Origin of the sequence: Marinobacterium rhizophilum DSM 18822, from assembly GCF_000378045.1 — a bacterium.
GTDB classification, from domain to species: domain Bacteria; phylum Pseudomonadota; class Gammaproteobacteria; order Pseudomonadales; family Balneatricaceae; genus Marinobacterium_A; species Marinobacterium_A rhizophilum.
This window is the reverse complement of the sequence record NZ_KB899103.1, coordinates 81,926-94,664: the sequence shown is the minus strand read 5'-3', so window position 1 is coordinate 94,664 and position 12,739 is coordinate 81,926. Positions and strand designations below refer to the sequence as shown.

General features: G+C 59.3%; 12 protein-coding genes. 6 read left to right on the top strand and 6 right to left on the bottom strand.

Going from position 1 to position 12,739, the window contains the following annotated elements:
- The first annotated feature begins 68 nt into the window (after positions 1 to 68).
- On the top strand, positions 69 to 653 hold the full coding sequence (locus tag F451_RS0116080; RefSeq protein ID WP_020682420.1) for a superoxide dismutase: 585 nt from the start codon (positions 69 to 71) through the stop codon (positions 651 to 653).
- Positions 654 to 722: 69 nt separating this feature from the next.
- Here F451_RS0116080 and F451_RS25740 read toward each other — a convergent pair whose 3' ends face one another.
- The gene (locus tag F451_RS25740) at positions 723 to 1,358 is read right to left on the bottom strand and encodes an arylesterase (RefSeq protein ID WP_020682419.1); all 636 of its coding nucleotides are present in this window, start codon (positions 1,356 to 1,358) and stop codon (positions 723 to 725) included.
- Here F451_RS25740 and F451_RS0116070 point away from each other — a divergent pair.
- Both F451_RS0116070 and F451_RS0116065 read left to right on the top strand, forming a co-directional pair.
- The gene (locus tag F451_RS0116070; protein WP_020682418.1) at positions 1,357 to 2,052 is read left to right on the top strand and encodes an ABC transporter ATP-binding protein; all 696 of its coding nucleotides are present in this window, start codon (positions 1,357 to 1,359) and stop codon (positions 2,050 to 2,052) included. The genes F451_RS25740 and F451_RS0116070 overlap by 2 nt on opposite strands.
- Positions 2,049 to 4,508: an ABC transporter permease gene (locus F451_RS0116065; protein WP_020682417.1), complete on the top strand. Its 2,460-nt coding sequence runs from the start codon at positions 2,049 to 2,051 to the stop codon at positions 4,506 to 4,508. The genes F451_RS0116070 and F451_RS0116065 overlap by 4 nt, the downstream gene beginning before the upstream one ends.
- Before the next feature lie 13 nt (positions 4,509 to 4,521).
- Here F451_RS0116065 and F451_RS0116060 read toward each other — a convergent pair whose 3' ends face one another.
- The gene (locus F451_RS0116060) at positions 4,522 to 7,938 is read right to left on the bottom strand and encodes a DUF748 domain-containing protein (protein ID WP_169434523.1); all 3,417 of its coding nucleotides are present in this window, start codon (positions 7,936 to 7,938) and stop codon (positions 4,522 to 4,524) included.
- A 226-nt stretch (positions 7,939 to 8,164) separates the two neighbouring features.
- Between F451_RS0116060 and F451_RS28625 the strand changes: the two genes are divergently transcribed.
- The gene (locus F451_RS28625) at positions 8,165 to 8,290 is read left to right on the top strand and encodes a hypothetical protein (protein ID WP_020682415.1); all 126 of its coding nucleotides are present in this window, start codon (positions 8,165 to 8,167) and stop codon (positions 8,288 to 8,290) included.
- A 36-nt stretch (positions 8,291 to 8,326) separates the two neighbouring features.
- On the top strand, positions 8,327 to 8,485 hold the full coding sequence (locus F451_RS28850) for a MerR family DNA-binding transcriptional regulator (RefSeq protein ID WP_083928453.1): 159 nt from the start codon (positions 8,327 to 8,329) through the stop codon (positions 8,483 to 8,485).
- 135 nt (positions 8,486 to 8,620) lie between these two features.
- Here the strand turns inward: F451_RS28850 and rpiA are convergent, their stop codons facing one another.
- Positions 8,621 to 9,292: a ribose-5-phosphate isomerase RpiA gene (gene rpiA, locus F451_RS0116050; protein ID WP_020682414.1), complete on the bottom strand. Its 672-nt coding sequence runs from the start codon at positions 9,290 to 9,292 to the stop codon at positions 8,621 to 8,623.
- Between the two features lie 148 nt (positions 9,293 to 9,440).
- Here rpiA and ilvA point away from each other — a divergent pair, with 148 nt between their 5' ends.
- Positions 9,441 to 10,964 (top strand): threonine ammonia-lyase, biosynthetic, encoded by a 1,524-nt coding sequence (gene ilvA, locus F451_RS0116045; RefSeq protein WP_020682413.1) that lies wholly within the window; start codon positions 9,441 to 9,443, stop codon positions 10,962 to 10,964.
- A gap of 82 nt (positions 10,965 to 11,046) precedes the next feature.
- Here ilvA and F451_RS0116040 read toward each other — a convergent pair whose 3' ends face one another.
- From F451_RS0116040 to F451_RS0116030, 3 genes are all read right to left on the bottom strand, one after another.
- Positions 11,047 to 11,352 (bottom strand): hypothetical protein, encoded by a 306-nt coding sequence (locus F451_RS0116040; protein WP_020682412.1) that lies wholly within the window; start codon positions 11,350 to 11,352, stop codon positions 11,047 to 11,049.
- Between the two features lie 330 nt (positions 11,353 to 11,682).
- Entirely contained in the window at positions 11,683 to 11,988 is a 306-nt protein-coding gene (locus F451_RS0116035) for a hypothetical protein (protein ID WP_020682411.1), read from the bottom strand.
- Between the two features lie 198 nt (positions 11,989 to 12,186).
- Positions 12,187 to 12,687 (bottom strand): hypothetical protein, encoded by a 501-nt coding sequence (locus F451_RS0116030; RefSeq protein ID WP_026291823.1) that lies wholly within the window; start codon positions 12,685 to 12,687, stop codon positions 12,187 to 12,189.
- Positions 12,688 to 12,739 lie beyond the last annotated feature (52 nt).

Genomic DNA, 12,739 nt, shown 5'->3' with positions numbered 1-12,739 from the left:
TCGAACACACAGACTCGGCAAACTGAGTTGTATACTGAACCTGTCGATCAAGAAAAAAGGGAAATCTCATGAGCTTTGAATTACCGCCGCTGCCTTACGCCAAAGACGCACTGGTTCCGCACATCTCTGAAGAAACGCTGGACTACCACCACGGTAAACACCACAACACTTACGTGGTCAAGCTGAACGGCCTGGTACCGGGCACTGAATACGAAGGCAAGACACTGGAAGAGGTCATCATGGCCGCACCGGCTGGCCCTGTTTTCAACAATGCCGCCCAGATCTGGAACCACACTTTCTACTGGAACAGCCTGTCTCCGAACGGCGGCGGCGCACCCAGCGGTGCCATCGCTGATGCCATCAACGCCAAGTGGGGCTCTTTTGAAGCCTTCCAGGCCGAGTTCAATGACAAGGCCGTTAACAACTTTGGTTCTTCCTGGACCTGGCTGGTGAAAAATGCCGATGGTTCCCTGGAGATCGTCAACACCAGCAACGCCGGCACGCCGATGACTTCCGGCCAGACCGCACTGCTGACTGTCGACCTGTGGGAACACGCCTACTACATTGACTACCGCAACCTGCGCCCGGAATACCTGAAAGGTTTCTGGGCTCTGGCCAACTGGGACTTCGCTAACGCCAACCTGGCGGGCTAAGCAAATCCGGTTCTAAAAAAGGCACCCTCGGGTGCCTTTTTTATAGTCCTGGCAATACGCACTCGCACTTCAACCCGCTTCCGTTACCGCCCTCGCAGGCCTGGCCATTAGCAGCTGCTGCAAAGGCTCCCAGACATTTTCCAGCAAGCGCGGCTGAGCCTCGCTGTTGGGATGCAGACCGTCGCTCTGCATCAGCGCCCGATCCAGCGCAACACCGTCCATCAGAAAAGGAACTCTCGCCACCTGTTGCGACTCAGACAACTCTGCGAAGATAGAATAGAAACCGTCGCTGTAGCGCGGTCCATAGTTGGGCGGCAGACGGATGCCCACCAGCAGCACGCGGGCACCTTTCGACTGGCCCAGACTGATCAGGTGGCTCAGGTTCTGGCGTATAACCGGCAACGGCGTACCACGCAGACCGTCATTGGCACCCAGTTCCAGAATAAGAATGTCCGGATTATGCTCATCAAGCAAAGCCGGCAGGCGCGTAATGCCGCCCTGGGTCGTTTCACCGCTGATACTGGCGTTGACGACCACCGTATCGGCAGACTGCTGCTCGATGCGCTTGCGCATCAGTGCTACCCAGCCCTGCTCAACCGGCATGCCGTAGGCTGCGGACAAGCTGTCCCCCAGGACCAGAATGGATTGAGCAGCCCCAACACCCGGTATCAACAACACGCAGATAAACAGCAGCAGGCGGAACATGGACTCTCCAAAACCAGATAAAGTTGTCGTTTCGGCCCACGGGGTCAGCAAAAAGTTCCAGACCCAGGCCGGTGAATTGCAACTGTTCGAGGACCTGAACCTAGAGGTCCATCGCGGCGAAAGTGTTGCCATTATTGGCCCTTCCGGGGCTGGCAAGTCAACCCTGCTGAGTCTGCTGGCAGGACTCGATCAACCGACAGCCGGCATGATCCGGCTCGCAGACAAGAATTTGGCCGAACTCGACGAGACCGATCGCGCCCGCCTGCGGGCGCGATCGGTCAGCTTTGTGTTTCAGTCCTTCCATCTGCTGCCGGAACTGAGCGCACTGGACAACGTACGTCTGCCGCTGGAGATCCGTGGCGAAGCCAACAGCGAGCAACAGGCGCAACAGTGGTTATCCCAGGTGGGCCTGGCCAGCCGGGCCGGACATCTGCCAGGACAGCTGTCCGGTGGTGAACAGCAGCGTGTCGCGATAGCGCGGGCCTTCGCCACCCGGCCCGACATCCTGTTCGCCGATGAACCCACCGGCAACCTGGATAGCGAAACCGGTGCAAGCATTGTTGATCAGCTGTTCTCACTGAATGCGCAGCAGCACACTACCCTGATCCTGATTACCCACGACAGCCAGCTGGCCAATCGCTGCTCCCGCCGCCTGCAGTTACGCCAGGGACAGTTGCTTGAGGCCCATGCATGAACAGGACCGTACCGCGACTCGCCAGACAACAGGCCATCAGCAGCCTGCGCAGTCCTGAGTGGCGTGCCCTGCTGGCAGCGCTGATAGTGGCGATCAGTCTGATATCGCTGCTGACCCAGCTCGGCGACCGACTGGAACAAAGCCTCAACCGGCGGACCGCTGAATTGCTGGGGGCCGACCTGGTACTACGCGCCGAGGAGCCGGTTGCGCTCGCCGCCCAGAACGGAATCCGCAGCAGCCAGGTGGCGCAATTCCCCACCATGATCGAGGCCGGCGACGAGATGATGCTGGTCTCGGTACGGGCCGTGACCGCCCCCTACCCACTGCGCGGCACCATCGTCACGGAGCCCGCGCTGCACCCGGACACCCCGGAGCCGGGCACCGCCTGGGCTGAGCCGCGAGTTTTTGAAATGCTGCAGCTGGAACCCGGCGACACAGTGCAGCTGGGTTACAGCCAGTTTCGCCTGAGCCACCGCCTGATCAGCTCGCCGGACCGCGGCAGCGGCTTTCGAAGCTTCAGTCCGGGCCTCATCATCAGGTCCGATGCACTGGAGGCCACCGGCGTCATCGCGCCAGGCAGCCGGGTCCAGTACCGTCAGCTGTTTGCCGGGCCCACCGACGCCATCGCGACGCTGGAAGAGCAGCTGCGGGCAAACCTGGGGCCGGACGAGCGACTCTATTCCCTGCGGGCCGAGCAGCCGATGACCGGCCGGGCCCTTCGCAACGCAGAGTTGTATCTTCGCCTGAGTGCTCTGTTTGCGCTGCTGCTGGGGGCCCTGACGATCACCCTGAGCCTGCGACGCTACAATGCCGCGCAGCATTCGCGCGCCGCCCTGCTGTTGAGCCTGGGGCTGGAAAGTCGCCAGTTGTTGCTGCTCTACGGCTACCAGCTGCTGTTCGGCTGGCTCATCTGCGCCCTGCTGGGCACCGCATTGGGCTTTGGGCTGCAGCAGCTGCTGGTGCAGCTACTCGGCAACCTGTTGCCGCAGCCTGTCCCACAGGCCAGCGTCGCCGCCATGGCCAGCGGTGCCCTGATAGGCCTGCTGCTGTTAACCACCCTGGGGCTGCCGGCATTCTACCGCCTGAGCCAGGTCTCGGTAGTCGCCCTGTTCCGGGAAACGAGCCTGCCATCCGGCGTGCGGCTACGACTGTTTCAACTGCTTGGCCTCGGTATGCTGGCAGCCTTGATGAGCATCTACATCGAGTCGCTGACGCTGGCCTTGCTGCTGCTGGGCGCCCTGACTCTGAGCGGCCTGGCCGTCGGGCTGCTGGCCCAGGCACTGCTGCAGCGCCTGGCTCAGGCCTTGCGTTACCGCATGCGCCTTGGCAGCCTGCTGATTCTGCGCATTCGCCAGCAACGCAAGTGGCACCGCCTGCAGGCGGCCACCATGACGTTGCTGCTAACCCTGCTGACGACCCTGATCATTGCCCGCGGCGATATGCTGCAGCAATGGCGCACGCAGTTTCCGCCCGAAACGCCTAACTACTTCCTGATCAACATACAGCCCTGGGAAAAGGCGCCGCTGGACCAGCTGTTTGCCGACGAGGGCCTGAGTCCGGCCCTGTATCCCATGATTCGCGGGCGCATCAGCAGCCTCAACGACACGCCGCTGGCCGAGGCGCCCCTCAGCGCGGAGCAGCGCCGGCACAATGCCCTGAGGCGAGAGCTGAATCTGACCTGGGCTGCACAAATGCCGGACAATAACACGCTGCTTAGCGGCAGCTGGTGGGAGGGTACGCCATCCGAGCCCCTGATATCGGTGGAGCAGGATCTTGCCGAGGCACTGGGCGTCAGCAACGGAGACAGGGTCGGCTTTCAGGTCGGCAGCCAAGTGCTGCAAGCGCGGGTCAGCAACATACGCGCGGTACAGTGGGAGTCGTTCAGGCCAAACTTCTACGTAATATTCTCACCTGGCGCGCTGGAGAACCTGCCGGCAACCTTCATCACGGCCCTGCGCCTGGACGGTGAGCAGCGCCAGCTGGCGCGCACACTGCTCAAACAGTTTCCCACCCTGACCCTGATCGACATCGATCAGCTGCTCAATCAGGCCCAGGCACTCATCGAAAAGCTTGTAGACAGTTCCAGCATGATTCTGCTGCTGACGCTACTGGCAGGACTGCTGTTACTGGTGGTCACACTGATGCAAGAGCTGGAACGGCGCCGCTATGAAAACGCCCTGCTGCAGACGCTCGGGGCCACGCCAGGGCAGAGCCGGCAGCTCGACCTGCTCGAACTGCTCTGGCTCGGCCTGATTTGCGGTGCGCTCGCAGCCGTGGCAAGCGAAGCCATACTCTGGCTGATCCATGCTTACGTACTGGAGATTCCGCTGACACTGCACCCACTGAGCTGGCTGCTACTGCCCGTGCTGTCTGCCCTGCTGTTTACCGGCATAGGCGCAATGATCCGCAAGCCGCTGGACCAGGCCCGCTGTTACAGTCTGCTGAAAGCCTCCTGACACGGGCGGCTGCTTACAGACCGAGGAAGACGACCGGCTTGGCCTCGGCCTCTGCCAGCTCCAGTTGGGAGTAGCAGAGGAACAGCCGATCGCCCTCGACGCGGCTGCCCAGATAACTTTTGACCGACGCGGCTCGGCGATCGGCCAGGCTTTGCAGGCGCTTTTTCAGCTCCGCTGCGAGCCCGACCTCATCCAGCGGTACCTCGCGCGAGCCCTGCTCCTCGACCAGAGCCGGCTGCAACACGGCCCGGTCCTGCAAGACCGCCTGGCCACAGAGGTTGAGCCTAAGGCCCTCACGCGCGTTCAGCATGTCGGTAATCTTATCGAGATAATCGTGACTGCCCGGATCCAGCTCTGCGATGCCGGGCGCGAACTCGACGGGGGCCAGTTCAATGGCGCTGCCGGTCTTGCTCGCATCGGCCGCCATTCCGGCCAGGGTAATCAGTGCACCGTAGGGTTGCAGCGCGGAGGTCAGAAAGCCCATCGCCGCCGACTTGAGCCCTTTCTCGGCAATAATGTTTATCACGCTCTGGTAACCGAAATCGGGACTGTCGAGTGAGCCACTGATCGGCACGTCGAGTTCGATATTCTGGTCATCGTCCTGCAGTAATGCCAATGCAGTTTCCAGCGGCATGGCCAGCTGCTGGCTCAGCTCGGCACTCTGGTCGGCATCAACGCGGTCAACCGCAACCCGGTTAAGGCGCACATTGTTGTTGCCATCGATTTTGCGAGCCGTCAGTGTTCCCTCTGTCTTGATGTTCAGCTGACCGCTGTTCAGGTAATAGCCCGTATAACGAATGCTATAGGGACTCAGAGCAGGCAGTTCGACTCCCGACAGCGTCGCCTGCCACTCACCGTCACTAACGCCACCGATCAGGTTAACCGCGCCATTGGCATCGAGTTGAGCGAACTGATTGATGCTTGCCTTGAGTTCGAACGGGCTGGGTGCTCTGTGCAGGCTGCCCAATTCAAGTACCTGAAAGCGCTTGATATCAACATCAGCCGTAAAGGCAGGTTCCGACGAGGCATCGTCGAACAGCACATGATTGCTTCCACCCAGTTCGAGCCGGTCGAGTTTCCAGGCAAGCGCTTCACCGCCGGCACTGCCTGAGCTGGCGACACCGGTCTTATCACCACTGGAGGCTGAAGAGACCCCGGACATTTCATCCAGTGCCATCTGCAGCGCAACAATGTCGGCAGGCTGCCCATCCTTGTCGAGTCGAATCCGGGTGCTGCTGTCATGGACCGACAGCCTGGACAGGACCGCCTGCCGGCCATTCTGGTATGTCAGACCATTCATCTGCACCTGCCCCACGGCCGTCAGTGGCTTGCCTCCCGCCCTGGCCACGTTCAGCCCGTTCAGGCGCAATTCCCTGAGGTCCAGGTCCATTGACTCCTGCAGGCTCATGGCCTCCAGCGCCAGCGCGTCCAGAGTCGCCAGCGGATAGTCCTGCTGACCGGCGCTGACATTGACCTTGCTGACACTGAGTGCCGGCACCTGCACGGCGAATGCGGCCAGGTCCGCACTACTGAGTTGCACACGGCCATTAAGCGAATCCAGCTGCGCATTCAGTCGTTGCGGTTGCTTGAAAGCCAGTACAGAGACGCCGATTTCGCCATCCACGTTCAGACTCTGCTGCACCAGGCGGGTACCGCCCTGCCAGTTCAGCTCGCCCAGCGATGCACTGAACTGAGGTGCGCTGACCGCCCCCTGTGTTGCATTCAAGGCACCGTCCACCTCGACCTGGCGAGTCGCTTTCGGCAGACGAACATTTATATTTCCCGACCAGCCCAGCATGCCAAGACTGGCGTCCATTTGCTGGTTCAGCAGGTTCAACTGGTGACTGTCGAGCAGCAGGTCTCCGGTCAGCGTCAGATCCTGTGGCTGCCCGCTTGCAAAACCGAGCTGCAGGCTGCCGTCCCAACGGCCCTTTTGCAATCCGATGCTGCCCGTGTCGGGCAGCTGCAAACGGGTCTCACCGAGCCCCAATACCCCCTTCGCGGTCAGGTTGGCAGGAGCACCTTGCGCCAGTGCCAGATCCACGCGCCCCTGCCAGTCCAGCCCCGCCAGAGAACCGTTCAGCGTACCCGGCAACTGCGCGCGATTACCGGCCAGCTTGAGATCCCCGTCCAGTACCAGGCTACCCGGGGCGCCGCTCGCGAACTCAAGCCCCAGGTCACCGTTCCAGCTCAGGCTTTCGAGCCCCGCCTCCAGTCCTGCGGCGTCTCTCGCCGATGGCTGCAACAACTCAATCGCAGCTTGCATGTCCAGACGGCTGGGATCAGCGCTACTGTCGAACTCAAGCCCCAGGTCACCGTTCCAGCTCAGGCTTTCGAGCCCCGCCTCCAGTCCTGCGGCGTCTCTCGCCGATGGCTGCAACAACTCAATCGCAGCTTGCATGTCCAGACGGCTGGGCTGAGCGCTACTGTCGAACTCAAGCCCCAGGTCACCGTTCCAGCTCAGGGTTTCGAGGGTCGCTTCCAGCCCTGAGGGCTGTTTCGAAGATGGCTGCATCAGCTCTATTGCCGCCTTCATCGCGACACGGCTCGGCAACAGGCTCTTAAGCTCAATGCTGAGCTCCCCTTCCCAGCGGATCTGCTGATTCACCAGACTCAGGTCGTTGCTGTTGTAGTTCAGGCTTTCCAGGCTGAGGCGACCCGTGGGTTGCAGCAGCCCATCACTACCCGCCAGGGACGCAGACAGGGCCAGGTCGAAGGACAGATTCGCGCTCAAACCAGGCACAAAAGCCGCTGTGACAGACTCAAGCGGGAACCCCTGCAGCGACAGCCTCATGTTCGATGTCTTTTCGGTCGGCAGCGGTACAGCCTCAGTATCGATATGGAACGGAGCACCATTGAGGCGCCCGTCAAGGCGCAACCGGCTCTGCTCGTTTTCACGCCACTGATAAAGTTCGTCCAACTCACCGACGGCCAGCTCGAGACTGTGCTCCTGATCAGGAAGCTCGGTTCGCCAGTTAAAGCGGTCAATACGGATACGGTCGACACCGACGCGCCAGGACGAAGGCTCGTCTTGCTCCTGAGTGGTATCCCGTGGCTCTTGGTCATTCTGCAATGCGCTGAGGTTCACAGGACCCAGCCAAAGCTCCCCATCCCTGAGGCGAACCCCGGATTCGATATCCGCCAGTGCAAGTTCACTCACCAGCAGCTGCTGCTCAAACAGGTGGGGAATATCAATATCCAGCACCAGCTGCCCCACGTTAAGTGGCAGGCGGCCAGGTGCACGGGCGTGAAGCGCATCGACTTCGATACGGCCCTGCTGCCAGTTCAGCTTGAGCGCTCTAAGACCCACATCCTCGGCCCCCTGCTTTTGCAACCAGATGACCGCCTGATCCCTCAAAACATAGGGCAGCGTATGGAAGAGCAGTAAAAACCCCACCAGTACTCCACACGCCCACTTCATCCCTTTCATGCAGCTCCCCGCCCGTGACTCGACAAAACAGAGCTTCATTATAACCATGGCCGGCCCCGAAACAGCCTCAAGACAGGGCCGTCACCACAGGTTCAACGGCAACGGGCAGCAGGGTAAGCCCGCATGTGCCTGAATACGCAAACCGCGCAGGCAACTATAAAGGCCCATGTTTTATTGGTAGAATCGCCGCAATTAATCTCAAACCTTAATTAAACGGGAATACGACATGGCACATCACGACGAAAACTTCCGTGATAATGCTGGCTACGGCTGGATTGTCATTAATCTGCTGGCGTTGCTCTGGATCACGATGCCGGTCAGCATCGCGCTGATAAAGGTCGTGCAGTGGTAAGGCTCCACCTGCAGCTGGCCATTTGACACGCCCGCGCTGCGCATCGGCGATATCGCCAATGGATCGGGCCTGAGCGCTGAAATCATTCGATATCTCGAACGCCTCGGCCTGATCAGTCCCCCCGGCCGCCTGCCCTCAGGCGACCGCTGCCACAACGAACACAGCCTGGAACGACCGCACTTTACCCGGCGCTGAAAGTCGCTCGCAGCTGTACTGTATGAAATTCAGGACCTGCGGCAGCTCGCTAACACGGCAGGATCGACGCAGGTCAAACAGCACTCCGGCAGCGGCTCCCAGAGGCAGACGCCGGGAAACCGCAGGGAATGTCGGTTACGGCTTGATGGTTTCAACGCCGCCGGTGGTGCCCATCAGCACGACATCCGCCGCACGGCGCGCAAACAGCCCGTTGGTAACAACACCAACAATGTTGTTCAGTTCGGCCTCAAAAGCCTTGGGGTCCCGGATTTTCAGATTATAAACATCAAGAATCAGATTGCCGTTATCGGTGACAAACCCTTCGCGCAGCTCCGGCTGACCGCCAAGGCGCACCAGTTCACGGGCCACCAGTGAACGCGCCATTGGAATCACTTCCACCGGCAGCGGAAAAGCCCCCAGGCACTCAACCTGCTTGGATGCATCGACGATACAGACAAATTCCTTTGCTGCCGCTGCAACGATTTTTTCCCGGGTCAGAGCGCCGCCGCCGCCCTTGATCAGGTTCAGATCGGCATCAAACTCGTCAGCCCCATCAACATAGGTATCCAGCCCCGTTACAGCATTCAGGTCATAGACCGGGATGCCGTGCCCACGCAGCCGCTCGGCGGTCGCCTCGGAACTCGCCACCGCAGCCTCAAACAAATGCTTGATGCCGGCCAGCTCATCAATAAAGAAGTTGGCCGTGGAACCGGTGCCGACACCGATGATGGAATCGCTCTGCAAGCCGCCCTTGATATAGTCCAGAGCCGCCCGCGCAACAGCCCGCTTCATTTCATCCTGCGTCATCACACTTAAACCCGTATGCTAGTAAGGCGATAAATTATACGCACTGTGCCGGCGCGCTTGTAGACGCAAGCGGTGTCAGCTTATACCATTTCCTGCTATTTGCGGCTGCACTGGCGCCGCCAGACCTAACTTATGGCACAGCATTCCCATGGCTCATCGATATATCAAGAAGATTCTGGAGGCACGTGTCTATGACGTTGCCATCGAGACCCCGCTGGATTATGCCCGCAGCTTGTCCGAACGGCTGGATAACCGGGTACTCCTGAAGCGCGAAGACCTGCAACCGGTGTTTTCGTTCAAGCTCCGTGGCGCCTATAACAAAATGGCTCAGCTGAGCGCCGACGAAAAAGCCAAAGGCGTGGTTACGGCTTCAGCCGGCAACCATGCCCAGGGGCTGGCCTACTCGGCGCGCCACATGAATGTCAAAGCCACCATCGTCATGCCCAAGACCACGCCGGACATCAAGGTCAGCAACGTCAAGGCAATGGGCGGCAAGGTCGTGTTGCACGGCGATACCTTTGAGGAAGCCAAGGCCCATGCAGAGCGCCTGGTCGACGAGAAAGGGCTTGTCTATGTACCACCCTACGATGACCCCGATGTCATTGCCGGTCAGGGCACCATTGGCATGGAGCTGCTGCACCAGGAAAGCGGCCCCATCGAGGCTGTCTTTGTCCCGGTGGGTGGTGGCGGACTGATCGCCGGTATTGCTGTCTATATCAAATACCTGCGGCCGGACGTCAAGATCATCGGCGTCGAGTCCGAAGACTCCGCCTGCCTGCACGCTGCGCTGGCAGCCGATGCGCGCGTAAAACTGTCACAGGTGGGCATCTTCGCCGAAGGCGTGGCCGTGGCCCAGATCGGCGAACATACCTTTGACCTGGCACGCCAGTATGTCGATGAGGTCATAAAAGTGACCACTGACGAAATCTGCGCCGCCATCAAGGACATCTTTGACGACACCCGCTCGATCTGTGAGCCGTCCGGCGCCCTGGGCGTTGCCGGTCTGAAAAAATACGTTGCGCGTGAGCAATGCAGCGAACGCACCCTGATTGCTATCGACTCCGGCGCCAACGTCAACTTCGACCGCCTGCGACATATCGCCGAACGTTCCGAAGTCGGCGAAAAACGCGAAGCCATCATCGCCGCCCGCATACCGGAACGCCCCGGCAGCTTTCGCAAGTTCTGTGCCGCGCTGGGCAAGCGCAACATCACCGAATTCAACTACCGCTACAGCGATGACAATGAAGCCATCGTCTTTGCCGGCATCCAGACCAGCAGCGAAGGCCCCGGCCGCGCCGCCCTGCTGACCGAGTTACAGGAGCACCTCGAAGAGGTCATCGACCTGACCGACAACGAGATGGCCAAGCTGCACATCCGTTACATGGTGGGCGGACACGCCCCGGCAACCGTGAGCAACGAGGTAGTATTCCGTTTCGAATTCCCGGAACGCCCGGGCGCGCTGATGAAGTTCCTCAGCAAGCTGGGCGGGCGCTGGAACATCTCCATGTTCCATTACCGTAACCACGGCGCGGCCTACGGTCGCGTACTGGTCGGCATGCAGGTACCCGCCAGCGAGCACGAGCAGGTCAAGGCGTTCCTGGGTGAAATCGGCTACAACTACTGGGATGAAACCGATAATACGGCCTACCGTCTGTTTCTGGGTCAGGCGTAATACCCCTCCCCTGGCCGCCTGAAAGCAAAAAGCCCCGACGGTCTGCACCGTCGGGGCTTTTTCTTGGGCGAGTTAAGCGCCCTTATTTGACCAGTTTGGAGAAATCCGCGGTCGCTGCTTCGCTTGCCTTGGTCGCCAGACCGCTAAAGGCTTCGCCCTGGGCCTTGAGCATCTCAAACAGCGCCTTGCTGGAGTCCAGGTTAAACGAAACCAGCTCCTGCGGCGTTTTCAGCGTCTGAGCCTTGTCGGCATTGGCTTTGAAGAAAGCGGCCAGTTCTTCACCGTTTTTCTTCTGCAGTTCAATGGACTCGCTGATGGTGCTGGTCTGGAGTTCAACCAGAGACTGCACGGTTTCAAAAGCTGTCTTGATAGTCGCGTTGGCACTCATGATATCGTTCCTCTATTAGTTAATTGTGCACTGCACAATAACAATGATTATACCCATCCAGCCGCGCCTGGCAATAAATTTGTGCAGTGCACAATAAATTTTTACGACCGCTGGCCGCCAGGCTATACCACACCCACACCGAACAGCCGCCCCGAGCGCACGGTCTGACGAACCTGCCTGCTGGCTGTCCCACAACACCTGAAGGACACACGCAAAAAAGCCCCGCAAACTTTCGTCTACGGGGCTTTTTTTGCTTGTCACCTGAATCTGTCGTTCAACAATACTGCCGTGCAGTATCAGATCACAACCAGGCGACTTGCCGAAAGCAGCTTACTTGGACAGCTTGCTGAACTCGGAAGTAGCAGATTCGCGGGCTTCGTTGGCAATAGCGGTGAACGCTTCGCCCTGGCCTTTCAGCAGTTCGAACAGTGCCTTGTTGGTGTCAACATTGAACTTGATCACGTCTTCAGGTGATTTCAGTTCTTTGGCTTTTTCAACTTCGCTCTTGAAGAAAGCAGCCAGCTCTTCGCCAGTTTTTTTCTGCTGTTCAACAGATTTGGTGATAGCGGCAACCTGGATGTTCATCAGGTTCTGCATGGCTTCAAAAGGCTTCTGGAAATCTACGGACATGGTCATTGCTCTACTCTCCTAAGTTGTTGTGCACCGCACAATTGAATCCATTATAAGGCGAATGCGGGCAGGATCAAGTCTTTTTTTGTGCAGTGCACAAAAATATCCTCCAGCCTGCCCTCGCTGCCTTTTACAGCCTGCCATCAAGTCTTTGCCGTTTGATGAAACCGCACAGGACACCACACACATCGCGAAATTTGCCCCTCAGGGCGTTTCAGGCGAATGGTGGAAATCAGTGCTGAAAAACGCCTGCAGTGTAAAGAAGCCCAGCGATACGATACCCCACACCAGGCCCAGCACGACGCCAGCATCGACAATCCCGCGCCAGGGCTGAGCCAACTGGTGCACCAGCTGCACCAGCCCGATGATGCCCAGAGTCAGGCAGATGGTGATGATCTGGCGTTTACGCTGAATATGGAAAAAACCCATGCAGAACAGCGGCGCCAACAAAAACCGCAACGGCGTAACATGGCGTGACAGGTAATGAATGCGCGCAGCGACCCGGGGCGAAAAGCCACACTGGAAACCACGATAGCCCTCGGAAAAGCCCATGAAAACAAGACTGAACATCAGGGCGGCCCAGTGATAGACGCTCAACGGCTGACTGAACATCTGCCAGCTGATCTGACTCAGACGATAAATGGCACCGCCAAACAGCAGCACAATGCCGCTGAAACCCCAAATTGCCGCAAGAGAACCCAACACTGCCTTGCCCTGACTGACTCAAAGAGGACGCTATTATAGCCTTCTGCCAGCC

Bases quoted from the DNA above. Each gene is read 5' to 3' on its own strand.
- F451_RS0116080 (WP_020682420.1), top strand. From the start codon at position 69: ATGAGCTTTGAATTACCGCCGCTGCCTTACGCCAAAGACGCACTGGTT.
- F451_RS0116070 (WP_020682418.1), top strand. From the start codon at position 1,357: ATGGACTCTCCAAAACCAGATAAAGTTGTCGTTTCGGCCCACGGGGTC.
- F451_RS0116065 (WP_020682417.1), top strand. From the start codon at position 2,049: ATGAACAGGACCGTACCGCGACTCGCCAGACAACAGGCCATCAGCAGC.
- F451_RS25740 (WP_020682419.1), bottom strand. From the start codon at position 1,358: ATGTTCCGCCTGCTGCTGTTTATCTGCGTGTTGTTGATACCGGGTGTT.
- rpiA (WP_020682414.1), bottom strand. From the start codon at position 9,292: ATGACGCAGGATGAAATGAAGCGGGCTGTTGCGCGGGCGGCTCTGGAC.
- F451_RS0116060 (WP_169434523.1), bottom strand. From the start codon at position 7,938: ATGAAAGGGATGAAGTGGGCGTGTGGAGTACTGGTGGGGTTTTTACTG.
- F451_RS0116040 (WP_020682412.1), bottom strand. From the start codon at position 11,352: ATGAGTGCCAACGCGACTATCAAGACAGCTTTTGAAACCGTGCAGTCT.
- ilvA (WP_020682413.1), top strand. From the start codon at position 9,441: ATGGCTCATCGATATATCAAGAAGATTCTGGAGGCACGTGTCTATGAC.
- F451_RS0116035 (WP_020682411.1), bottom strand. From the start codon at position 11,988: ATGACCATGTCCGTAGATTTCCAGAAGCCTTTTGAAGCCATGCAGAAC.
- F451_RS28625 (WP_020682415.1), top strand. From the start codon at position 8,165: ATGGCACATCACGACGAAAACTTCCGTGATAATGCTGGCTACGGCTGG.